Annotated in this window: 22 protein-coding genes; 2 read left to right on the top strand and 20 right to left on the bottom strand. The window is 66.8% G+C overall.

The genetic code is table 11. The features are described from left to right. Positions 1-67: 67 nt before the first annotated feature. The 19 genes from BLT64_RS21045 to hmpA all read right to left on the bottom strand — a co-directional run bounded on the left by BLT64_RS21045 (position 68) and on the right by hmpA (position 20954). The gene (locus BLT64_RS21045; protein WP_041529875.1) at positions 68-1672 is read right to left on the bottom strand and encodes an ABC transporter substrate-binding protein; all 1605 of its coding nucleotides are present in this window, start codon (positions 1670-1672) and stop codon (positions 68-70) included. Between the two features lie 205 nt (positions 1673-1877). Beyond that, positions 1878-2684, bottom strand: coding sequence for a 5-deoxy-glucuronate isomerase (iolB, locus tag BLT64_RS21040; protein WP_011747967.1), 807 nt, complete (start codon positions 2682-2684; stop codon positions 1878-1880). Further along, entirely contained in the window at positions 2681-2866 is a 186-nt protein-coding gene (locus tag BLT64_RS21035; RefSeq protein ID WP_011747968.1) for a hypothetical protein, read from the bottom strand. Before BLT64_RS21035 ends, iolB begins: the two co-directional genes overlap by 4 nt. A gap of 9 nt (positions 2867-2875) precedes the next feature. Further along, positions 2876-3772, bottom strand: a complete 897-nt coding sequence (iolE, locus tag BLT64_RS21030; RefSeq protein ID WP_011747969.1) for a myo-inosose-2 dehydratase — start codon at positions 3770-3772, stop codon at positions 2876-2878. An 11-nt stretch (positions 3773-3783) separates the two neighbouring features. Further along, the gene (gene iolD / locus BLT64_RS21025; RefSeq protein WP_011747970.1) at positions 3784-5613 is read right to left on the bottom strand and encodes a 3D-(3,5/4)-trihydroxycyclohexane-1,2-dione acylhydrolase (decyclizing); all 1830 of its coding nucleotides are present in this window, start codon (positions 5611-5613) and stop codon (positions 3784-3786) included. A 76-nt stretch (positions 5614-5689) separates the two neighbouring features. Next, positions 5690-7597, bottom strand: a complete 1908-nt coding sequence (locus tag BLT64_RS21020) for a bifunctional 5-dehydro-2-deoxygluconokinase/5-dehydro-2-deoxyphosphogluconate aldolase (protein WP_011747971.1) — start codon at positions 7595-7597, stop codon at positions 5690-5692. A 3-nt stretch (positions 7598-7600) separates the two neighbouring features. After that, positions 7601-8401: a TIM barrel protein gene (locus BLT64_RS21015; RefSeq protein WP_011747972.1), complete on the bottom strand. Its 801-nt coding sequence runs from the start codon at positions 8399-8401 to the stop codon at positions 7601-7603. A gap of 8 nt (positions 8402-8409) precedes the next feature. Further along, the gene (locus BLT64_RS21010) at positions 8410-9420 is read right to left on the bottom strand and encodes a Gfo/Idh/MocA family protein (protein WP_011747973.1); all 1011 of its coding nucleotides are present in this window, start codon (positions 9418-9420) and stop codon (positions 8410-8412) included. A 2-nt stretch (positions 9421-9422) separates the two neighbouring features. Continuing rightward, positions 9423-10325 (bottom strand): sugar phosphate isomerase/epimerase family protein, encoded by a 903-nt coding sequence (locus BLT64_RS21005; RefSeq protein WP_011747974.1) that lies wholly within the window; start codon positions 10323-10325, stop codon positions 9423-9425. A gap of 7 nt (positions 10326-10332) precedes the next feature. Further along, positions 10333-11451, bottom strand: a complete 1119-nt coding sequence (locus tag BLT64_RS21000; protein ID WP_011747975.1) for a Gfo/Idh/MocA family protein — start codon at positions 11449-11451, stop codon at positions 10333-10335. Positions 11452-11456: 5 nt separating this feature from the next. After that, the gene (locus tag BLT64_RS20995; RefSeq protein WP_011747976.1) at positions 11457-12377 is read right to left on the bottom strand and encodes a sugar ABC transporter substrate-binding protein; all 921 of its coding nucleotides are present in this window, start codon (positions 12375-12377) and stop codon (positions 11457-11459) included. Positions 12378-12388: 11 nt separating this feature from the next. Continuing rightward, on the bottom strand, positions 12389-13399 hold the full coding sequence (locus BLT64_RS20990) for an ABC transporter permease (RefSeq protein WP_011747977.1): 1011 nt from the start codon (positions 13397-13399) through the stop codon (positions 12389-12391). Positions 13400-13411: 12 nt separating this feature from the next. Continuing rightward, positions 13412-14923 (bottom strand): sugar ABC transporter ATP-binding protein, encoded by a 1512-nt coding sequence (locus tag BLT64_RS20985; RefSeq protein WP_011747978.1) that lies wholly within the window; start codon positions 14921-14923, stop codon positions 13412-13414. A 53-nt stretch (positions 14924-14976) separates the two neighbouring features. Beyond that, positions 14977-15918: a sugar ABC transporter substrate-binding protein gene (locus tag BLT64_RS20980; protein WP_011747979.1), complete on the bottom strand. Its 942-nt coding sequence runs from the start codon at positions 15916-15918 to the stop codon at positions 14977-14979. 229 nt (positions 15919-16147) lie between these two features. Continuing rightward, entirely contained in the window at positions 16148-17152 is a 1005-nt protein-coding gene (locus tag BLT64_RS20975; protein ID WP_011747980.1) for a LacI family DNA-binding transcriptional regulator, read from the bottom strand. A gap of 105 nt (positions 17153-17257) precedes the next feature. Continuing rightward, positions 17258-17932: a DUF2270 domain-containing protein gene (locus BLT64_RS20970; RefSeq protein WP_011747981.1), complete on the bottom strand. Its 675-nt coding sequence runs from the start codon at positions 17930-17932 to the stop codon at positions 17258-17260. Positions 17933-18019: 87 nt separating this feature from the next. Further along, entirely contained in the window at positions 18020-19057 is a 1038-nt protein-coding gene (locus BLT64_RS20965) for a GlxA family transcriptional regulator (protein WP_011747982.1), read from the bottom strand. A 210-nt stretch (positions 19058-19267) separates the two neighbouring features. After that, positions 19268-19732, bottom strand: a complete 465-nt coding sequence (locus BLT64_RS20960; protein WP_011747983.1) for a hypothetical protein — start codon at positions 19730-19732, stop codon at positions 19268-19270. Positions 19733-19745: 13 nt separating this feature from the next. Beyond that, positions 19746-20954 (bottom strand): NO-inducible flavohemoprotein, encoded by a 1209-nt coding sequence (hmpA, locus tag BLT64_RS20955; protein ID WP_011747984.1) that lies wholly within the window; start codon positions 20952-20954, stop codon positions 19746-19748. Between the two features lie 125 nt (positions 20955-21079). On the opposite strand from hmpA, the gene BLT64_RS20950 reads away from it, so the two are divergent. Beyond that, positions 21080-21523, top strand: coding sequence for an RrF2 family transcriptional regulator (locus BLT64_RS20950; protein WP_011747985.1), 444 nt, complete (start codon positions 21080-21082; stop codon positions 21521-21523). Positions 21524-21529: 6 nt separating this feature from the next. Here BLT64_RS20950 and BLT64_RS20945 read toward each other — a convergent pair whose 3' ends face one another. Next, positions 21530-22432 carry a LysR substrate-binding domain-containing protein gene (locus tag BLT64_RS20945; protein ID WP_011747986.1) on the bottom strand — a complete coding sequence of 301 codons (903 nt, stop codon included), beginning with the start codon at positions 22430-22432 and terminating at the stop codon, positions 21530-21532. Between the two features lie 120 nt (positions 22433-22552). On the opposite strand from BLT64_RS20945, the gene BLT64_RS20940 reads away from it, so the two are divergent. Then, positions 22553-23346, top strand: a 794-nt coding sequence (locus tag BLT64_RS20940) for an aminopeptidase P family protein (protein ID WP_175474419.1), incomplete at its 3' end; no start/stop codon positions are given.

The raw sequence follows: 23346 nt of genomic DNA, 5'->3' as shown, positions 1-23346 counted from the left end.
CTAACCTAAGGGCCGTGCAAGGAAGTTTCCCTGCACGGCCGCGAGAGTTTTCAATCCGGGCGCGACCTTATTCGGTCAGGTCCACGGTGTCGAAGGCATAGTCGCCCAGCGGCGATTGCACAAAGCCGGTCACGTTCTTGGCCATCGGCACGTATTGCGTCGAATGTGCCAGCGTGGCCCAGGGCGCCTCTTGCTTGAAGATGACCTGCGCCTCTTCGTAAAGCTTCACGCGCTCGTCGTGGTCCGAACTCGCCTTGGCCTTGGCCAGCAGGTCCGAGAACGCCTCGTTGCACCAGAAGGCGCGGTTCGCGCCGCCCGGATTGGCCGACGCGCAGCTGAGCAGCACCGACAGGAAGTTGTCGGGGTCGCCGTTGTCGCCGGTCCAGCCCAGGATGACGGCGCCCTTGCGGCCCTCTTCCATCGACTTCTTCAGGTATTCGCCCCATTCGTAGCTGACGATCTCGACCTTGACGCCGATCTTGGCGAAGTCGCTCTGGATCATCTCGGCCGTGCGGCGGGCGTTGGGCATGTAGGGGCGCTGCACCGGCATGGCCCAGACTTCCATGGTCAGGTCCTTGACGCCGGCTTCCTCGAGCATCGCCTTGGCCGCCTCGGGGTCGTATTTGTCGTCCTCGATGGCGTCGTTATAGGACCACATGGTCGGCGGGATCGGGTTCTTGGCGACCTCGGCATTGCCCTGATAGACGGCCTCGATCAGCGCCGGCTTGTCCAGCGCCATGTTCAGCGCCTTGCGGACCTGCGGATTGTCGAAGGGCGCGACGGTGGTGTTATAGGCCAGATAGCCCACGTTCAGGCCGGGCTGCTCGTCCAGCTTGAGGTTCGGATCGGCCCGGATCTCGTCCAGGTCGGCGGGCGCGGGATAGGGCATCAGGTGGCATTCGCCGGCCTTGAGCTTTTGCAGCCGCACCGATGCGTCGGGGGTGATGGCAAAGACCAGGTCGTCGACCTTGGGCGCCTCGCCCCAGTAATCGGCGTTCTTCTGGTAACGGATCACCGCGTCCTTCTGATAGGCGACGAAGCGGAAGGGGCCGGTGCCGATCGGCGCGTTGTTCAGATCCTCGCGGGTGCCGGCGGTTTCCAGCGTATCGGCATATTCCTTGGAGACGATCGAGACGAAGGGCATCGCCACATTGGCGAGGAAGGGCGCCTCGGGCTGGCTCAGGGTGAACTTGACCGTGTGGTCGTCGACCTTTTCGATGGACTTGATCAGCTTGTCCATCTCCATCGACGAGTAATACTCGTAGGTGATGCCGGGGATGTATTCGTGCCAGGGATGGTCGGCGCTGGCCTGGCGCTCGAAGGTGAAGATCACGTCGTCGGCGTTGAAATCGCGCGAGGGCGTGAACTTGTCGTTGGAGTGGAACTTCACGCCCTGGCGCAGGTGGAAGGTGTATTCCAGTCCATCCTCGGACACGTCCCAGCTTTCGGCCAGCGCGGGCTCGATCTCGGTGGTGCCGGGCTTGAACTGCACCAGGCGGTTGTAGACCGCGTGGCCAGAGGCATCGAAGGTGGTGCCCGATGTATAGGGCGCCGCGTCGAAGCCCTCGGGCGAACCTTCCGAGCAATAGACGAATGTCTTGGCATGCAGCGGTGCCGCAGCCATCAGCGCAAAGGCCGACGCCGCGAGCATGCGGGTGGAGAAGAACGACATAATGCCTCCCATGTCTAGAGATATTCCCTGACCTGATGCAAACGAATCTGCCTGACAGGTCAAGTGCTCTGCCGGGCCTTGTCGTCATTTTGCCGCGATGACGCAGCGAAACGCCGAAAATTTCGCCTGATTTACGGCGTTTCGCGGGCAGGCATCGGCAGGAAGAGGCAGACCGTTTCCGCGAAAGCGGACTGAACGGGTCCGTTCAAGGGTTGTCGCGCTGCCAGATCCAGTCGTGGTCGGGATGATTCTCATAGCGCCATTTGCGGATCGGCCCGGCCATGACGTTCAGGTAATACATCTCGTAGCCATAGGGCACGCCGCAGGGATGATGGCCGCGCGGCACCAGCACGACATCGTGGTTCTGCACCGCCATGGTCTCATCGAGGCTGCCGTCGTCGGTAAAGACCCGCTGGATGCCGTAGCCCTGCGCCGGATTGAGCCTGTGGTAATAGGTCTCCTCCAGGTGGGTCATGCGGGGAAAGTCATCCTCATCATGGCGATGCGGCGGATAGCTCGACCAGTTTCCGTCCGGCGTGAAGACCTCGGTAACCAGCAGGCTGTCGCAGTAATCGTCGTTCTCCATGGCGATGTTGTTGATGAAGCGAGTGTTGGCGCCCTGCCCGCGCTGGGTCAGGCTGATGCCCTGGGGGCCGATGCGGCGCGCGGGATGGCCGCCCTTGCCGGGGGCGAGGCAGACGGCCAGGGTCAGCGGCGTCGCGGCCTCGGCCCGCCAGTCGCTGCCATCGGGCAGATAGAGGCAATGCGGCGGCGTCTTTTCGAACACGTCCGTCCGCCCGCCCATCTCGCCCCAATCCTGCCCGGCACCGGCGATGCGGGCCTTGCCCTCGACGATGACCAGGATCGCCTCGTTGCCGCCGGTATGCCCCTCGGCCACTTCGCCTGGTTCCAGTCGCCAGAGGTCGAAGCCGACATGGGACCAGCCCGCATCCTCGGGGGTGACGTGATGGACAAGGCCGTGCCGGCCGGCCGGTTTGCGCAAGAGTTTCATCGGTCCTCGCTGCGGTTCAGGAAAAGCGCCACGAACAGATAGATGCCCGCGGCACCGAACAGGATGGCCCAGAAGAGCGCCCCGCTGGCGGCCTCGAACCCCGCCCAGAGCAGGGGCAGCAGGACACAGAGGATACGGATCCAGAGCGGGCGGAAGAACGGGTGTTTCGGATCGACCAGCATGGCACCAGCCTAGTGCAGCCCGGCGGCACGCGCCATGTCCTTGAGCGATTTCAGGCCCAGGGATTGGTATTCCAGCGGGTTGCGCCGGTCCGGGTCCTGCTCGGCCTCGATCACCAGCCAGCCGTCGTAGCCGGCATCGGCCAGGATCTTCAGCAGCGGCTGGAAGTCGATGGCGCCTTCGGGGTCGCCCGGCACGGTAAAGGCCCCGGCCAGCACGCCCTGAAGAAAGCTCATGCCCTTGGCGCGCACCTCGTCCGTCACGGCGCGGCGGATGTTCTTGGCGTGGAAATGCGCGACGCGGCCGACATGCCTTTTCAGCACCGCCTCGGGGTCGCCGCCGCCGAAGGTGCAATGCCCGGTGTCGAACAGCAGTTGCGTCGCCGGTCCGGTCGCGGCCATGAAGGCGTCGATCTCCTCGGGGCTTTCGACCACGGTGCCCATGTGGTGGTGATAGGCCAGCGTCACGCCCCGGCTTGCCAGGTATTGCGCGAATTCCTCCATCTTGCGGCCGAATTCCGCCATGTCCTCGGCCGTCAGGCGCGGGCGGGCGTTGACCGGAACGTCGGGCCGGCCATGCACGGTATTCGAGCATTCGCAGGCGATGCAGACCTTGCAGCCATTGGCCTCGAGCCTGGCCAGATGCTCCTGCACCGCCGCGATCTCTTCCTCGACCGAGCGGGTCAGCAGCGCGGTGGAATACCAGCCCGAGACGAATTTCAGCCCATAGCGGCCCAGCAGGTCCTTGAGCTGCTGCGGGTCCGAGGGCCAGCGATGGCCGTTCTCGATACCGTCGAAGCCGATGACCTCGCCAGCCTCGTGCAGGATCTGCTCGGTCGGGATATGGGCGCCGATGGACTGGTCGTCATCATTGGCCCAGGCGATGGGATTGGTTCCGAAAAGGATCATTCTTTCGAGCCTCAATTGACAAGCTGCTGTTTTTGCATCCAGGTTTCATATCTTTCGCGGGCGGCGCCCAGCTTGTCGCCCTGGCCGGTCTGGGGCACGGCGACGTCCCACCAGCCGCCGCCGATGCCGGCCCCGGTCAGGGCCTCGGTGTCGATGACGACGACGCTGGGGATGTCGCGGCCACGCGCGGCACGGATCGCGGCCTCCAGCGCGGCGATGTCCGAAACCTTCTCGGCATGCGCCCCCATGCTGGCGGCATGGGCGACGAAGTCGATCTGCGGCTCTTCGACCACGTTCGAGCTGGCATACATGTTGTTGAATTCCTCGCCGCCGCATTCCTGCTGCAGCCGGTTGATGCAGCCATAGCCGCGGTTGTCGGTCAGCACGACGGTGAAGGGCACCTTCAGCATGACGGCCGTCGCCAGCTCGCTATTGGCCATCATGTAGCTGCCGTCGCCGACCATGCAGATCACCTCGGCCTCGGGTCGGGCCATGGCGATGCCAAGCGCGCCGGCGACCTCGTAGCCCATGCAGCTGTAGCCGTATTCCATGTGATAGCCGCCGGGGCTCGCGCGCCACAGCACCTGCAAGGCGCCGGGCATGGTCCCGGCCGCGCACATCACCACGGTATTCTCGCCGGCGACGCGCTGCACCGCGCCGATCACCTGCGCATCCGAGGGCAGCCCGTCATGGTTCGGCGCCGCCATGGCCTTGTCGGCCAGCGCGAACCAGTCGGCGCGCGGCGCCGCGTCGGGTTCGGCAAAGCGATGCGCGCCAAGTGCGGCACCGATCCGCTCCAGCGCCACCCGGGCATCCGCGACCAGCGGCACCGCGCCGTGCTTGGCCGCGTCATAGCCCGTGAGGTTGATCGAGACCAGCCGCCGCGCCGGATTGGCGAAAGCCGTCCAGGAGCCGGTGGTGAAGTCCTGGAACCGCGTGCCGACGCCGATGATCAGGTCGGCCCGCGCGCAGGCGGCATTGCCGGCATCGGTGCCGGTGACGCCGGGTGAGCCGAGGTTCAACTCCTCGCGCCAGTCGATGGCGCCCTTGCCGGCCTGGGTCTCGACCACGGGAATGCGGTGGTGCCTGGCGAAATCCAGCAGCGTGGCTTCGGCCCCGGAATAGATCACGCCGCCGCCCGAGACGATCACAGGCCGCTCGGCCTTTCGGATCAGTGCGACGACCTCGGCCAGTTCGGCGGCATCCGGCTCGGGACGGCGGATGCGCCAGACCTTGGGCGCAAAGAACGCTTCGGGCCAGTCGTAAGCCTCGGCCTGCACGTCCTGGCAGAAGGCCAGCGTCACCGGCCCGCAATTCGCCGGATCGGTCATCACCTGCATGGCGCGCGGCAGCGCCGTCAGCAGATGCTCGGGCCGCGAGATGCGGTCGAAATAGCGGCTCACCGGGCGGAAGCAGTCATTGGCGCTGACCGTGCCGTCGCCGAAATCCTCGATCTGCTGCAGGACCGGGTCGGGACGGCGGTTGGCAAAGACATCGCCCGGGATCAGCAGCAGCGGCAGGCGGTTCACATGCGCCAGCGCGGCGGCGGTCACCATGTTGGTCGCCCCCGGCCCGATGGAGCTTGTCACCGCCATGGCACGGCGGCGCTTTCTGGTCTTGGTCCAGGCGATGGCGGCATGGGCCATGGTCTGCTCGTTCTGGCCGCGCAGCGTCGGCAGGGCGTCGCCGATGCCATGCAGCGCCTCGCCGATGCCCGCGACATTGCCGTGGCCGAAAATCGCCCAGACCGCCTCGATGAAACGCTCGCCCTCCTCGGTCATCTGCACCGACAGCCAGCGCATCATCGCCTGCGCGGCGGTCAACCGGATCGTCCCGCTCATGCCTTGCCTCCTTGGCGCGCATCGGCGCCGATGTCCCATTTGCCCCGATCTTCCGGGGTGAACCGGCCCGCCCCGCTCATGCCGCCACCTTCGCGGCCGCGCGGGCCCGGTCCCAAAGCGCGCAAAGGCGGCCATAGCGCCGGCCCATCTCGGCCACGGCCTCGTCGTCGGTGCGGCGCCCGGCGAGCCAGTCGCGCGCCACATCGCCGAAGATTGTCCGGCCGACGGCAAAGCCCCTGACCAGGTCGTGCCGCGCCGCCTTTTCGAAACTGGCCGCCAGTTCGGCCTCGGGCGCGTCCAGCCCCAGCACGACGATGCCGCGCAGCCAGGGATCATGCGCCCGGATCGCCTCCACCGCCTGATGCCAGGCGGCATCGGATTGCAGCGGTTCCAGCTTCCACCAGTCGGGATAGACGCCGATCTCGTACCAGCGCCGGATCAGCGCCGCCGTGGTCCCGTCATCCACCGGCCCGACCTTGGAGGGGATGATCTCCAGCAGGAATTCCAGGTCATTGGCCCGCGCCGCCTGATAAAGCCGGGTGACGGTCGCCTCCTGGTCCGCGCGCGTCGCCGCGTCGTCGCCGGGATGGCAGAAGCACAGCACCTTGACCGCCTGCCCCGCCGGCCATTCCATCAGCCCCTCGCAGGCCGCGCCCAGCTCCGGCTCCAGCCGCAGGGGACGCGAGCCCGGCCATTCGCAGGGCCGCCCGACCCAGAGCCCGGTGCCGGCCGCGGCATGCAGCGCCGCCCGTCCCAGCCGGTCGTCGCAGAGGATGCCATGGCCCGGGCGGCCGTCCTGCACCGCCAGCGCGGCCTTCAGGCACAGCCGCTTGAAGGCGCCGATCCGCTCGGGCGTCGCGCCCTGCATCTCTTCCAACTGGATGCGGTGATCGAAGGCAAAGGCGCGGATGTCGCCTTGCAGCGGATGCAGGTTGGTGGCGCGGTGGATGCGCTCAAGCTCGGCATCCTTGCGCAGCGCCCGCTCGCGGATGCCGCGCTTGAGAAAGAACTCCAGCTCGGCCAGCGAGGGATAGGCGGGCGTGCAGCCATGCCGGCTGACGGCAAAGGCGCCGCAGGCATTGGCGTATTCCAGCGCCCGGGGCCAGGGCTCGCCGTCGAGCCAGCCCTTGAGCAGCCCGGACATGAAGCCGTCGCCGGCACCCAGCACGTTGAAGACCTCGATCGGGAAGCCCGGCCCGGTCTCGCCGCTGTCCCAGCCCTCGACGGCGCCGGTAAAGGCCACCGCACCCGCCGCGCCGCGCTTGCAGACCAGCACCGCAGGCGTCAGGGCGCGGACGGCCCGCAGCGCCGCAAGCGTGTCGGTCGAGCCGCCGGCGATATGGAACTCTTCCTCGGTGCCGACGATCAGGTCGAAAAGCGGCAGATGCGCCTGCAGCTTGGCCGTCACGCTGTCGCTGGCGATAAAGCGGTTCTCGCCGTCGCCATGGCCGGAGAGCCCCCAGAGGTTGGGGCGATAGTCGATGTCCAGCGCCGTCTGCCCCCCCGCTTCGCGCGCCAGGCGCAGCGCCTTGAGGACCGCCGCCTCGGTGCGCGGATGGCTCAGATGCGTGCCGGTGGCGACCACGGAGCGCGCTTCGGCGATCAGCCCCTCATCGATGTCATCCTCGCACAGCGCCATGTCGGCGCAATTCTCGCGATAGAAGATCAGCGGAAAGCTGTCCTCGTCGCGAATGCCCAGCAGGACAAGCGCCGTCAGCCGTTCGGGGTCGGTCGCGACGCCGCGCACATCGACACCCTCGCGCGCCAGTTCCTCGCGCAGGAAGCGGCCCATATGCTCGTCGCCCACCCGGGTGATCAGTGCCGAGCGCAGCCCCAGCCGCGCCGTGCCGCAGGCCATGTTGGTGGGCGAGCCGCCGACATATTTGCTGAAGGACCGCATGTCTTCGAGCCGGCCCCCGATCTGCGCGCCGTAAAGGTCGACCGAAGAGCGGCCGATGGTGATGACGTCCAACGTCCTGCTCATCCCTCAGCCCTCCACGGGTTCCGACAGGGCGGCGCGCAGGTGGTCCATGCTGGCGCGCAACGCGGGTTCGATATCGTCCAGCGCATGAACCTCGGGCGCGAAAGGCTCGAAGCTGACCGGCCCGTCATAGCCGTCGGCCAAAAGCGCGCGCAACTGCGCCAGGTTCTCCAGCCGGTCGCCGGCATCGACCAGCAGCCGATGGCCGTCCAGCATCTCGGCGACCGCCAGCGACGGATCGGTCACGCCCGAGACATGCACCAGCCCGGTGCGATGCGGGAAGAACGCGGTTTCGCCCGCCAGATGGTGGTGGAACGTGTCGTGCAGCAGGCGGAAGGCGTCGAAGCCGCCCGCCTCGGTGATGGCGGCGACGGCCTCGGCCTTGCGGCGCAGCGAGCTTTGCGGGAAGCCCAGCGGCTCGACCAGCCCGGTCAGCCCGCGCGGCTGCAGGATGGCGCGCAGCCTGTCCAGCGCCGCTACCGTCTGGGAATGGGCGATCTCGGTGCCGTCGTTCAGCGGGCACAGCACCAGCGCCTGCGCCCCTGCCCCGGCGGCGAAATCCGCCAGGCGCTCGGCGCGGCCGGCCAGATCCTCGCTCCATCGGTTGAAGGGATAGAGCGCGTTGACCGACAGGATGGCCACGCCGGCATCGGCAGCCATGCGGGCGACCTCGGCCGGGGCCAGCCCGGTCACGTCGGGCAGGTCGTTGCGGATCTCGACCTCGGTGCAGTCGAGGCGGCGGGCCAGGGCAAGGAACTCGGCCAGCAGCAGGCGCGGGGCGACGATATGGTTCAGGGCAAAGCGCATGGCGAACCTCAGGCGTAAAGGGCGGGACGGGCGGGCAGTTCGATCGCGACGGACTCGCCCCCGGCTTCCTGCGCGGCAACGCAGGCATCGGCGGTGACCGCGGCGACATAGCCGTCCCAGGCGGTCGGGCCGGCGGCGGTGCCCCTGGCGGCGGCCTTCAGGAAATCGGCCAGTTCATAGTCGTAGCTGTCGATGAAGCGGTCCTTCCAGTCCATCAGGATCGGCTGGCCAAGCACCGCGCCCGAACGGGTCTGGATGCCCATCGGCTCGGGCAGCCGGGCGATGCCGTCCTCGCCCACGATCTCGCACTGGATGTCGTAGCCGTAATGGCAGTTCACAAAGACCTCGACATCGATCACCACGCCCCGGGCAGTCTCCAGCACCACCACCTGCGGGTCGCGCAGCTTTTCATGGGCGCGCGGCGACTTGCGCGGGAAGAGCACCCGGGCGCCGACATAGTCGTCGTCGAGCAGCCAGCGCAGCACGTCGATCTCGTGGATCAGCGTGTCGTGGATCGCCATCGGGGTCAGGTAGTTCTCGCCCACCCGCGGATTGCGATGCGCGGCATGCACCATCAGCGGCGCGCCGGTCACCTCGGCCACCGCCTTTTTCAGCGCGACATAGCCCGGATCGTAGCGGCGCATGAAGCCGACCTGCACCAGCCGCTTGCCGGCCGCTTCTTCGGCCTCGACGATGCGGCGCGCGCCTTCGGCGGTGGTGGCCAGCGGCTTTTCGCAAAAGCACGGCTTGCCGGCGGCGATGGCGGCCAGCACGTATTCCTCATGCGTCTGGCCCCAGGAACAGACGAGGATCGCATCCACCTCGGCATCGCGGATCAGCGCATGCGGGTCGTCGAAGATCCGCGCCTCGGGGGCATGGTCGCGCTGGCAGGCCTCGGCATTGGCACGGTTCACGTCGTTCAGCGCCGCGACCCTGGCGCCGGCCAGGACCTGGTTGATGCGCCGGGTATGGTCCTGGCCGATGGCGCCGGTGCCGATCACTCCGATCTTCAGGGTCATGCTCATTTGCTCCAATAGGTGTCGATGTAGCGCTGCATTTCGTTGCGCATGAATTTGCCGGACTGGTCGGCGCGGTCCTCCCAGGCAAAGACGCAGGCGGTCATGATGCCGTCGAAGCCGATCTCGGCCAGGGTGCCGAAGAAGTCGTCCCAGGGCACCTCGCCCTGGCCGATGTCGAGATGCTGGTGGATGCGCGCCTGCGTGCCCGGAGGGTTCAGGATATAGCGCAGGCCCGAGCTGGCCTTGTGGTTGAAGGTGTCGCCGACATGGACATGCGCCAGCACGTCGGCGGCCTCGCGCAGCATCGCCCGGGTGTCGTCGCCGAAATAATAGGTATGCGGCGCGCAATAGAGGAACTTCACCCGCGGCGAGTTCACCGTGCGGATGATGTCGAGCGCGGGCTGCAGCGTCTCGCACCAGTCCTCGGGATGGGGCTCGACATGCAGGTTGATGCCCTCGCGCTCGAAGATCGGCACCAGCTCTTCCATGCTGCGCCACCAGGCGTCCTCGCAAGCCTCGATCATCGAGCCGGTGTGGCAGCAGTAGCACGAGCCCTTGTCGGGATGCGGGCCGCGGCCGAATTCGCTGTTCATGGTGTCGACGCCCAGCTCGACCGCGATCTCGATGGCGCGCTTCCAGTGCTTGACGGCGGCCTGCCGCTCGGTCTCGTCATTGCTGGCCCAGCGATACATCGGCAGCAGGCTGGCGATGCCGACCTCGGCCTCGCGCAGCGCCTGCTTCAGCGCCTTGATGCGGTCGGGAAAGACGCGGGGCGCCTTGAACCATTCCAGAAAGTCGCCGCGCGGGCTCAGCTCGATCCAGTCGTAGCCGAGTTCCCTGACCTTGGCGGGGATCTGCTCCAGCGGCAGGTGGCGGTGCATGAAGGGGTCGATGGCGATTTTCATGACGTCCTCAGAAGGTGACGGGCTGGCCGGTCTCGGCGGACCGGGCCATGCCGTGGATGATGCGTTCGATGACCAGGCCGTCAGTGAAGTCGGGCCAGGCGCGGGCGGTGCCGGCGATGGCCTGGCGCAGCATTTCCGCCTCGACCACCTTCTGCTCGTTGAAGCCGAAATTATGGCCGGCGGCCGGGCAGAAGGCGGCAAAGCCGGGCTGCGCCGGGCCGGTCAGGATGCGGCGGAAACCGTCCGCCTCGGGCGGGCCGGGCCGGTAGAGCCAAAGCTCGTTCATCCGCTCCTGGTCGAAGCGCAGCGTACCCTCGGTGCCCTGCACCTCCCATGCCAGGCGGCAGCGATAGCCGCGGGCCACCCGCGAGCAGGAGAATTCGCCCGAGGCGCCCGAGGCAAAGCGGATCAGCGCCTGGGCCTGGTCTTCGTTCTCGACCGGGGCCGTGCCGTCCTGATGTGGACGCCGGGCGATCACCGTGTCCATCTGCGCCTGGACCCGCGCCACCGGCCCCATCAGCGCCAGCATGACCGAGACCAGATGGCAGCCCAGATCCCCCAGCGCGCCCAGCCCGCCTTCGGCACGGGTCAGCCGCCAACTCCAGGGCAGCTGCGGATCGGCCATGTAATCCTCGTCATAGATGCCGCGGAAATGGATCGGCCGGCCGATGGCGCCCGCGGCCACCATCTCGGCGGCGGCGCGGAAGGCGGGCGAGCGGGCGTAGTTGTAGCCCAGGATGGTGACGCGGCCCGAGGCGCGGGCGGCGGCCTCCATCGCCTCGGCATCCGCGACGGTCAGCGCCATGGGCTTTTCCAGCCAGACATGCTTGCCCGCCGCCAGCGCCGCCTCGGCCATCTCGCGATGCATGCCGTTCGGCGTGGCGATCGAGACCACGTCGACGGCCGGATCGCCGACCGCCGTGCGCCAGTCATCGGTGGCGCGGGCAAAGCCGAAGGCTGCGGCATGTTCGGCGGCCTTGCGGGCGGGCGTGTCGGCCAGCACCTCCAGCCGGGGCGGCAGGCCGCCGAATGCGGTGGCAAGATTGCGCCAGGCCATCGCATGGCACTTTCCCATGAACCCGGTGCCGATCAGGGCGACACCGAGGGATTTCTCCGTTGCGGTCATCGGGCTTACTCGTAGTTCGAGAGGTTCTCGGGGGTGACGGGCTCGAAGGGCACCCAGATATTGCGTTCGGGCGTTTCGCCCCCCGCCATGGCGATGGCGGTCTGGACCGCGACCTCGCCCTGACGGGTGGCGTTCTGGTAGACGGTGACGTCCAGGTCGCCGGCCCGCATCGCCGAAAGGCCGTCGGGCGTCGCGTCGATGCCGGCGACGACGACCTTGTCCATCGCCACGCCCGCCGCCTTCAGCGACTGGATGGCGCCGATGGCCATCTCGTCATTGTTCGAGATGATGGCGTCGAAGGCGATGCCCGAGCTCAGCCAGTTGGTGGTGATGTCCTGCCCCTGGGTGCGGTTCCAGTTGCCGACCTGCCTGTCGACGATGGTCATGCCCGAGCATTCCGGGGTCGCGATCACCTCTTCGATGTCGCGGGTGCGGATGGCCGAGGCCTCGTTCTCCAGCGGCCCCATCAGCACCATCACGTTGCCCTTGCCGCCCAGCATCCGGCAGACCTCGCGCGTCTGCATGGTGCCGCTTTCCACCTCGTCCGAGCCGACGAAGCTGGTGCCCTTGGGCAGCGCCTCATGGCCGATCGGCGGGTGGTTGACATAGACCAGCGGCACGCCGGCCTGGATCGCCATCTGCGTCATCGCCGGAGTGGCGGCGCCGTCGACGGCGTTGACGATGATCGCATCGACGCCATTGGCGATGAAGTTCTGCACCTGGTTCTGCTGGCGGGCGACGTCGAGCTGCGCGTCCTCGAGGATCAGCTCGGCGCCATCCTGCGCCGCCTGCTGCTTGATGCCGTTCAGCAGGATGGTCAGGAAGGGATTGTCGAAGCTGGTCATGCTGACCCCGATCCGGGTGCCCCCGGCCAGGGCCGGGGCGGAAAGCCCCAGCACCAGCGCCATTGCGGTCAAGCCTTTCATCATCGGCCCCCTTACGCCTTCTTGCGCTTTTTCTGGCGGTAGACATCGGCGACCACGGCGGCGACGATGATCACGCCCTTGATCATCTCCTGGTAATAGGCGTCGAGCCGCAGGAAGGTGAAACCCGAGATGATGACGCCAAAGATCACCATGCCGATCATCGTCCCCAGGATCGAGCCGCGCCCGCCGGTCAGGGACACGCCGCCGATCACCGCCATGGCGATGGCGTCCAGCTCGTACATGGTGCCCATGCCGGCCTGCGCCGTCAGGCCGCGGGCGGCGACCACGATCCCGGCCAGCGCCGACAGAAGCCCGGCGATGGCATAGATCCTGACCAGCTGGCGCTCGACGTTGATGCCCGAGACGCGCGCGGCCTGCGGATTGGCGCCGATGGCATAGGTGAACTTGCCGTAGCGGGTGTATTTCAGCGCGACATGGAAGATCAGCGCCACCACCAGGAAGATGAAGACCGGCATCATGCCCTTGCCGATCGCGGCGAAGCTGTCCGAGGGAAAGCTGATCGGCTGGCCCTTGGTATACCATTTGGCAAAGCCCCGCGCCGTCACCATCATGCCCAGCGTGGCGATGAAGGGGGGGATCCTGGTATAGGCGATCAGCACGCCGTTGATCGTGCCGCAGAGCAGCCCGAAAAGCAGCCCGGCCAGCAGCGGCACCACCACCGGCAACCCGGTCAGGTCGGGATAGATCGCCCGCTCGTAGCCGGCGGCCTGCGCAAGGCTCATCGAGATCATGGCGGTGGCGCCGACGATCGAGCCCGACGACAGGTCGATGCCGCCCGAGATGATGACCTGGGTCACGCCGATGGCGATGATGCCCACCACCGAGACCTGCAGGATCATGATGGACAGCCGTTGCCAGTTGCCCAGGAAGCTCTGCCCCTGCATGATCCAGCCCAGGATCTCGAAGGTCAGGCTGATGCCGACCAGGACCAGAAGGATGTTGAGTTCCGCCATCATCGGGCGGTGGCGGCGCGGTGCCGCGGCCATGCTTGCGTCTGACATGGGGTTCCCCTGTTACTTGGCGGCCAGCGACATGATCTTGACCTGATCGGCCTCGGCCCGGTCGAGAAAGCCCGACACATGGCCCTCGTGCATGACCATGATGCGGTCGCTCATTCCCAAGACCTCGGGCATTTCCGAGGAAATCATGATGACGGCCACGCCCTGCGCGGCCAGCTTGGTGATCAGGCGGTGGATTTCCGCCTTGGCGCCCACGTCGATGCCGCGGGTGGGCTCGTCCAGGATCAGGATGCGCGGTTCGGTCAGCAGCCAGCGAGCGATCAGCAGCTTCTGCTGGTTGCCGCCCGACAGGTTCTCGACCGTCTCGCGCAGGCTGGGTGTCTTGATGCGCAGCGTCGCGGCCATCTCCTCGGCCTTGGCGGCGACGGTCCGCAGGTCGATGAAGCCGTTTTTCACATGGCTTCTGGTGATCAGCGCCGACTGGATGTTTTCCAGGCAATCGAGGATCAGGAAGCAACCGCTTTCCTTGCGGTCCTCGGTCAGGAAGGCCATGCCATGCCCCATGGCGTCCGAGGGACAGGTGATCTGCACATGCCGGCCGTCGATCAGGATGTCGCCGATGGGCGCGGGATGGACGCCGAAGATCGCCTCGGCCACGTTCGAGCGCTTCGAGCCGACCAGCCCGGCGATGCCCAGGATCTCGCCGGCGCGGACCTGGAAGCTGACGTCGTGGAACACGCCCGGCAGGGTCAGGTTCCTGACCTCGAGCACGGTCTCGCCGATCTCGCAATCGATCTTGGGGAACATCTCGGTGATCTCGCGGCCGACCATCATGCGGATGATGTCGTCGCGGGTCACGTCGGCGCTGGGATGGGTGCCGACATACTTGCCGTCGCGAAAGACGGTGAACTCGTCGGCAATCTCGAACAGCTCGTTCATCTTGTGGGTGATGTAGACGATGCCGATGCCGCGCGACTTCAGGTCGCGGATGATGGCGAACAGATGCTCGACCTCGGCCTCGGTGATGGCGCTGGTCGGCTCGTCCATGATCAGCACGTCGGAATTGTAGGAAACCGCCTTGGCGATCTCGACCATCTGCTTTTGCGCCACGGTCAGTTCGCCGACCTGCTGGTCGGGGTCCAGGCGGATGTTCAGCCGGCCCAGCAGTTCGGCCGTCATCTGCCGCATCCTGCCGTGATCGACCAGCCCCAGCCGGTTCAGCGGCTCGCGCCGGATCCAGATGTTCTCGGCCACCGTCATCCAGTTCATCAGGTTCAGTTCCTGGTGGATCATGGCGATGCCCGAGTTCAGCGCGTCGAGCGGCGTCCTGACATCCAGCGGCTGCCCGGCAAAGCGCACCTCGCCGCCATCGGGCGTATAGACGCCGGCGATGATCTTCATCAGCGTGGATTTCCCGGCGCCGTTCTCGCCCATCAGCGCATGGACGGTGCCGGGGCGGATCTTCAGCTGCACCCCGTCCAGGGCCTTCACGCCCGGGAATTCCTTGGTGATGTTGTCGACTTCCAGAATGTATTCGCCATGCCAGGCGCTGGTCCGGTCAAGCATCGTCTCCCCCTTCGTCTTGATCGGGCGGGGCCGGGACGACCCCGCCGCCGGCATCAGTTCCTGGAAAGGAACTCGTCCAGATTTTCGGGGGTGACGAGTTGGAAGGGCACATAGACCTTTTGCTCGACCGTCTCGCCACGGGCGAGCTTCAGCGCCGTGTCGACCGCCCCGTGGCCCTGCCCGGCCGCATCCTGAAACACCGTCACGTCCAGATCGCCGGCCTTCATCGCCGCCAGCGCGTCCTGCGTCGCGTCGATGCCGCCGATCACCACGTCATCCATCGGGCGGCCCGCCGATTTCAGCGCCTGGATCGCGCCGATCGCCATCTCGTCGTTGTTCGAGATCACCGCGTCGAACTCGGTCCCGGCCGAAAGCCAGTTGCTGACCAGGTCGGCGCCCTGGGTGCGCGACCAGTTCGCTGTCTGCTCCTGGACGATGCTGATGAAGCCGCATTCCGGCGTGGCCAGCACGTCCTTGATGTCCTGCGTGCGCATCCGCGCCGCCTGGTTCGACAGCTCGCCCATCAGCACCACGGCCCGGGCCTCGGTCTTGCCCTGTTCCTTGAGCAGGCGGCAGATCTCCTGCGTCTCCAGCGTGCCGGATTCCTTTTCGTCCGAGGCGACGAAGGCCTGCTTCTCGGGCAGGCTGTCCAGGTTCACCGGCTGGCGGTTGACAAAGACCATCGGGATGCCGGCGTTCTGCGCCGCCGCGCTCATGGCGATGGTGGCGTCGGTATCGACCGGGTTCACGATGATCGCATCGACGCCCGAGGCGACGAAGTTCTCGATCTGGTTCAGCTGCTTGCCGACGTCGTTCTGCGCATCGTCGATCTGGATCGTCACGCCGTCCAGCGATGCCGCATGCTCCTGCATGCCGTTGCGCAGCACGGTCAGGAAATTGTCGTCGAACAGCGCCATGCTCACGCCGATATTCTCGGCCATGGCCGCGCCCGAGACCGTGACGGCACAGGCGGTCGTCAGCAGAAATGCTTTCATTCTCGTCATCCTCCCCAATCGGTTCCGCAGGCACCCAGGGCCCGCACAAGGCGGCCGGCATGTCCGATACCGGCCCTGCGCCCTGCCACCGGACCGCGACTCCCGAGCGCGGACCGTGGGGAGAGACTTCTGCCAGAAAGCGATTCCCGTCAAACTCTTTGAGAGGTTTTATCCATCATGAATGATAGAAAGATGGTCAATAATGATGGCTTTCCATCATTCCGGCCGATCACAGGCTTTCGGGCGTCACGACCAGAGAGGTGACGAAACGCTGGCCGGGATTCTCCGCCATGCCATGTTCCAGCACATGCGCGACGGCGCTCAGCAGATCCGCCGCCAGCGGCTGCAAGGGCGTCGCCAGCACCACCGAGACGATGCCCTGCATCAGCCCCTGGCGGGATTCCGGCGTCAGTTCGTTCACGATCAGCGCCACCTTGCCGCCCAGGTGCAATTCCTGGATCGCGGCGATGGCGCCCTCCATGCCGCCGCCGGCACAATAGATGCCGGCAAGGTCGGGGTGGCGGGCGGCGATCTCCAGCGTGGTCTCATAGGTCAGTTGCCGGGTTTCGAGGTTGATCATCGTGTCCAGAAAGGCGATCTCGGGCGCGTATTCGCGGAAATAGCTGCGAAACCCGGCCTCGCGCAGGTCGTGGCCGTGAAAACGATGGCCGCCGATGAACAGCGCCAGCTTGCCCGGACGGCGCATGATGCGATGCATCAGCCAGGCGGCGGTGCGCCCGGTCTTGAGATTGTTGGTGCCCAGATAAGCCTCGCGCACGCCGGCGGCGAAATCGGACAGCAGCGAAAACACCGGAACGCCGCGCCCGCGCAGCATGGCGACGGCCGAGGTCACGTCGTGATGGTCGATGCCGGTCGCCGCCACGGCCTGCACCTTGCCGGCCATGCCGGCGATGGTTTCGGCGAAATCGGCCGGCGACTGGCCGGGCGAAAACCGGATGGTCAGCCGCCAGCGGCGCAGCGGATCCTGGCGCGCGGCCTCCTGGATGCGTGCGGCGAAATCCTGATAGAAGGCGTGGCGTTCCTTTTGCAGAACGATGCCCAGATGCAGTTCCGGCACATGCGCCAGCGCCCGCGCCCGGATCGCCGGCGCCGCGTGATAGCCGACCGCCTCGGCGGCTTCGGAAACCTTGCGCGCGGTTTTCTCACGCACCCTGGCACGGCCGTTCAGCACGCGGTCGACCGTCGCCACGCTGACTCCGGCCGCCTTGGCCACATCCTCGATCGTCGGGCGTCGGGCGTCCCGGCATGTCTTCCCTCATCCATATGAGGGTAAGCGTGATGGAATCACGTCAGGATTGCAATGCCCCGCAAAAGCGTTTTACCCCATGCCGAGAGGATCGCGGCGCCAGCGCGCCCGCTTGCGATCCTCGCGCAGGCTCCACAGCGCGATGGCGCCCCAACTGAAGCAGTAAAGCAGGCCCACCCCCAGCACCAGCCAGCCCGGGATCGGCCCGACGGCGGCGCGCTCCAGCAATTCGCCAAAGGATTGCAGCGCGGCCGGATGCACCGCCAGCTTGCCCAGATAAGCGGCGGTCTGGATCAGCAGGATCCAGAAGTAGTTGCGCCGGATGCGCCGGCCGATGGCGGTGCGCAGGCTGACGTGATAGGCGGGGCGGCGGTAATCCTCGGCCAGCCTGTCCTGCCAGCCGGTATCCATCCGCAAGTCGCCGTCGTTCAGCATCGGCGCCATGAAGTTCAGCTCCATCCAGCGGCAGCGTGCGCGCCAGACGTTGAAATAGCGATAGCGCCGCGCCTCCAGCATCAGGAAGAAGATGATGAGGATGCCGACCAGCACCAGCGGCAGAGGCGAGGCCTGGGGCGAGGAAAAGGTGATCGACAGCGCCACCCCCAGCGTCACCACCGACCAGTTGGTGGTGGTGTCGAGCCGTGTTCGCCAGATGGTCGAGCGATAGATCTCTGCCCGATAAAGATGCGCCAGCGCCCCGATCTCCGCCGTATCCAGCGGTTTGCGGCCGTTCCCCTGTCCGTCCATTTGCGCGTTCTCCCTGCCTCGCAGCTTGGCAGGGGACGCGTTTGGGGGCAAGTGCCCGCTATCCGGGCAGGCATGCGGATCGGTGCCTCATTCCCCCGTGCGCTTGCGGGTCAGCGAGAACTTGTAGGGCGAGACGCCGTATTGCCCCCGAAACACCTTGGAGAAATACGAGGATGAACCAAAGCCGCAGGCCACCGCCACCTGCATGACGCTGAGATTGGTCTCGGTCAGCAGAGAGCGGGCATGCTGCAGCCGCACCTTGTTGAGATATTGCAGCGGCGTCGTGTCGAGGTAGCGCTGGAACAGCCGCTCCAGCTGGCGGCGCGAGATGCCCAGGTGGCTGGCGCATTCTCCCAGATCGACCTCGTCCTCGACATGGGCCTCGATATAGGCCACCGCGCGGATCAGGTGGTCGTTGCGCGTGCCCAGCCGGACGGAAAGCGAGCTGAGCTGCTCTTCCTCGCCGCGCCGGATCTGGCCCAGCAGGCACATGTTCATCACCGCCTGGCCGAGTTCGGCGCCGTAGTAATCCTCGATCAGCTTCAGCGCCAGCTCGGCCGAGGCGACGCCGCCGGCACAGGTGACGATGCGCTCGTCGATACAGAAGATGCGCCGCTCGGGCGCGAGGTCGGGATATTTCTCGGTGAAGTTCGGAAGGTTCTCCCAATGCAGGGTAAAGCGACGGCCGTTGAGGATGCCGGCGCGGGCCAGGGCATAGGCGCCGGTGCAAAGCCCGCCCACCGTGCCGCCATGGCGCCATTGCTTGCGGATCCAGTCGGTCAGTTCGGCGCTGCATCCCGCATCCGGCTCGACCCCGCCGCAGACCAGCACATAGTCCGAGGCGGGCGCCTCGGACAGCGGCGCGTCCGGCACCAGCGGCACCCCGTTCGAGCAGGCGATCGGCGCACCCGTCTCGCTGTGGATACGCCATTTGAACAGCAGCCTCTCGGTCAGCTGGTTGGCCACGCGCAAGGGCTCGATCGCCGAGGTGAAGGCCAGCATGGTGAAACGCGGCATCAGCACGAAAGAGATCGTGATCGGCGCCCGGGGCGGCGTCGAAAGCTTCACATGGGCGATGCCCCGCGCGATATAGCGCTCGCTGTCTTCGGCAACGGATTGCGGCACGATACCTTTCCCGAATGCTTCGCCCGGCCGGCGGACCGCGCGTCAGCTTTCGCATTGCCACAATGCGCGGCGGGCTGCCAAGCCCCTGCCCGCACGGTTCCCCCCGATCCGCGCCGCTTCCGGCGTCTCGTGCGGGGGAGCCCGCGGGATTTGCAGCGCCTGCGGCCATGGCGCGAAGGCGCCGGGCAACGCACCGGCATGAAGGCCGCGCTAGAACAGCCCGTGACTGCCGCCGACCGCGCCGACCACTGCCACCACCGACAGCGCCAGCAGAATGCGATGCATCCGCGCCAACCGCACGAAATCGCGCCCCGGATCGCACGACCGGCGCATGCGGCGATGCAGGAACAGCGGCTCGATCAGGTAGAGCATGACCGAAAAGGCCAGCCAGACCGCCAGCATGGCATGCATCCACCAGGACCGCATCTCGGCGAAGCGGTGCCACATGTCGCCGCGCCAGACCATCCAGAAGCCGCTGGCCCCGGCCAGCAGCACCCAAAGCCGGGCCTGCGGGGCGAACCGGCCCTCGATGCGGTGAAAGAAGCGCAGCCGCTCTGCCGCAGGGAAGGCGGCGGCGACGGCGGGGATCAGAACCGTGGTGACGAAGGCCACGCCGCCGATCCAGAACAGGACGGCGACGACATGGACGATCCGCGCCAGGGCAAGATCGTCCATGACGCGCCCCGCCTCAGGCCGCCAGCAATTCGTCGGCCGGACCGAAGAATTCGTAATGGATCCGGTCCGAAGGCACGCCCGCCAGCGACAGCGCCGCGACCGCCGCGCGCAGGAAGGGGCGCGGGCCGCAGATATAGTAATCTGCCTCGCCCGCCGGCGTATTGGCCAGCAGCCATTCCTCGGTGATCAGCCCGGCATGGTCGTAGTCGCGGCCGGCGACCTCGTCCGCCAGCGGGGTCTGGTGGAAATCGGTGACACGGATCTGCGGCTGCCCCTCGGCCAGCGCGCGGACATGGGCGCGCATCGCATGGGTGTCGCGGTCATGCGTGCCGTGGATGTAATGCACCGGAACCTGCGCGCCGGACTGCACCAGCGCCTCCAGCATCGCGACCATCGGCGTCAGCCCCACGCCCCCGGACAGCAGCACCACCGGCCGCTCGGGTCGCTCGGCCAGGAAGAACTCGCCCGCCGGCGCGGCAATCTTCAGCACCGCCCCCGGCGCCTGCTCATGCAGCCAGCCCGAGGCCAGCCCCTGCGGCTCGCGCTTGACCGAGATGCGATAGGTCCGGCCATTCGGCGCGGCCGAGATCGAATAGTTGCGCTTGGCCGGGGCATGGCCGGGGATCTCCAGCCAGAAGGTCAGATACTGGCCCGGCTTGTGGGCCATCACCGGCCCGCCATCGACCGGGCGCAGCACGAAAGAGGCGATGGTGCTGCTTTCGCGGATCACCTCGTCGATGCGGAACGCGCGCCAGCCGTTCCAGCCGCCCTCGCTGGCCTGCTGTTCGTCGTAGATCCGCCGCTCACGCGCGATCAGGATGTTGGCGAGGAACCAATAAGCCTCGCCCCAGGCCTCCAGAACCTCGTCGGTGGCGGCGTCGCCCAGCACCGCCCGGATCGCGCCCAGCAGCGCCTCGGCGACATGGGGGTAATGTTCGGGCAGGATCTGCAGGCCGACATGCTTCTGGGCGATACGCTCGACCGCCGGGACCAGCGCCGTCACATTGTCGATATTGTTTGCATAAGCCAGGATCGCTCCGGTCAGCGCGCGCGGCTGCGCCTCGGCCCCGTCCTGATGCGACTGGTTGAACAGGTCGCGGATTTCCGGGTTCTGGAACATGCGCGCATACATTTCACGCACGATATCAAGACCATGAGCCTCGATCGCGGGGACGGTGGCTTTGACCAGCGCAATGGTCTGCGCGCTCAAGGGCTGCGGCATTCGGCTTCTCCTGCAAGGTTGCGCGGCAGGGTTCCCGGCCGCGACTCAAAAACATGTATTCTGGATACATCTATCCTTGCCGCCAGAAACATGCAATCAGGATGCATGTTTTATCGGAGACCGCGATGCGCCTGACGCGCTATACCGATTACGCCATGCGCGTGCTGCTGTATCTGGGCCGAGAGCCCGAGCGGCTGTGCCCGATCGGCGAGATCGCGCAGGCCTACGGCATCTCGCAGAACCATTTGATGAAGGTCATCAACGATCTGGTGAACGCGGGCTTCCTGGCCAGCCTGCGCGGCCGCAACGGCGGCATCCGGCTGGCGCGGCCGCCGGCCGAGATCAATATCGGCGCGCTTGTGCGCCATACCGAGGACGATTTCGACCTGGTCGGCTGCGGCAATTGCATCATCGCGCCAGCCTGCGGGCTGACCTCGGTGCTGGACGAGGCGATGGCGGGCTTCATGGCGGTTCTGGACGGCTACAGCCTGGCCGACGTGCTGGCGCGGCGACCGGATTTCTCGTATCTGCTGAACCCGGTCGCGCCACGCGAAACGGCGCGGTCCTGACCCGGATCAGGCGCCCTCGCCGTCCCGTTCCCGAAACGCCCAGTCCTGGAAGGCCTGGGCGTTCTCGGCGAGGTCGGCGGGCGGAGGATCGCTGGCAAGCAGATAATAGCCGTAATTCTCCAGCACGGTGACCGGCGACAGTTGCACCAGCCGGCCGGCGTCCAGATCGTCCTGGATCATCGCCAGCGGACACAGCGCCACGCCCTGCCCGGCCAGCGCGGCGGCGCGCAGCAGGTTGAAATCCTCGAAAACCGGCCCGGCCTCGCCCGGCTCGATGCCGCTGCCGACGCGCGCAAACCAGGCGTGCCAGGCGGATGTGTCGGTATCGTAAAGCAACCCCGCCGCCTTGATGCCGGCGGCCGAGGGCGGCCCCTCGCCCAAGGCGGGCAGCAGCGAGGGGTTGCAGACCGGCGCGCTTTCGCCCGGCAGAAAGGCCAGCACCCGCACGCCGGGCAAAACCGGCGGGCTGTCGGCGAAGACGAAGGCGAAATGCGTGCCGCGAAAGTCGATCTCCTGCCCGTGAATGGCATAGACCACCCGCAGCGCCACATCGGGATGCGCCTGGCGAAAGCGGGAAAGCCGCGGAATCAGCCAGCAGATCGCCACCGACGGGATGGCGGCGATCACCAGCGGCTGCGCCTCGCCGGCCCGGCGCACCCGCTTGCAGGCCGCCTCGATCTCGGCCAGCGACAGGCTCAGCGTGCGCGCAAGCTCCTGCCCGCGCGGCAGGATCTCGGGCCGCGCCCCCGAGCGGTCGAACAGCGCTACGCCCAGGAATTCCTCAAGATGGCGGACCTGATGGCTGACCGCCGACTGGGTGACGAACAGCGCCTTGGCCGCCTCCTTGAAGCTTTTCAGCCGGGCGACGGCCTCGAAGGCGCGCAGGGCATTGAGCGGCAAAAGCGACATGGGATTCCTCAACCATTTGAGATTTTCTCAAGTGAACCATGAGAAACCGTCTTTTGACAAGGGCCCGTCCCGGCCCGATCCTGCCGCCATCCGAACCCCAAAGGACGAAAGGGAAATCCCATGCAACGCGACCGGCTTCAGAGTTTCATCGGCAATGGCGAGAAGGCGGTCCCGACCTTCTCGGCCTCCGAGATGCAGCGCCGCCAGGACGGCATTCGCGCGCATATGGCGCAGGCGGGCGTCGATGCGGCGCTGTTCACCTCCTATCACAACATCAACTATTACGCCGATTTCCTCTATTGCCAGTTCGGCCGCCGCTACGGCCTGCTCATCGACCACGACAAGGCCACCACCATCAGCGCCGGCATCGACGGCGGCCAGCCATGGCGCCGCAGCTTCGGCGGAAACATCACCTATACCGACTGGCAGAAGGACAATTATTTTCATGCCATCCGCCAGATCGCCGGCAGCGCCAAACGCATCGGCATCGAGTTCGACCATGTCAGCATCGACCTGCTCGCCCTGCTGAAATCCGAATTCCCCGGCGTCGAGTTCGCCGACATCGCCGCCCCCGCCATGCGGCTGCGCATGGTCAAGTCCGCCGAGGAGATCGCCCATATCGCCGAGATGGCCCGCATCGCCGACCTGGGCGGCGCCGCCTGCCTCGAGGCCGCCGCCGTCGGCACCCCCGAGCACGAGGTGGCGCTGCATTCCACCGCCGCCATGGTGCGCGAGATCGCCAGGACCTGGCCGCATGCCGAATTGCTGGACAGCTGGACCTGGTTCCAGTCCGGCATCAACACCGACGGCGCCCACAACCCCGTCACCTCGCGCAAGATCCGGCGCGGCGACATCCTGTCGCTGAACTGCTTTCCCATGGTCGCCGGCTATTACGTGGCGCTGGAGCGCACGCT

Source organism: Paracoccus denitrificans, assembly GCF_900100045.1.
Lineage (GTDB): Bacteria > Pseudomonadota > Alphaproteobacteria > Rhodobacterales > Rhodobacteraceae > Paracoccus > Paracoccus denitrificans.
Note: the sequence above shows the minus strand (reverse complement) of the source record. Positions and strands in the feature narration are given on the sequence as shown.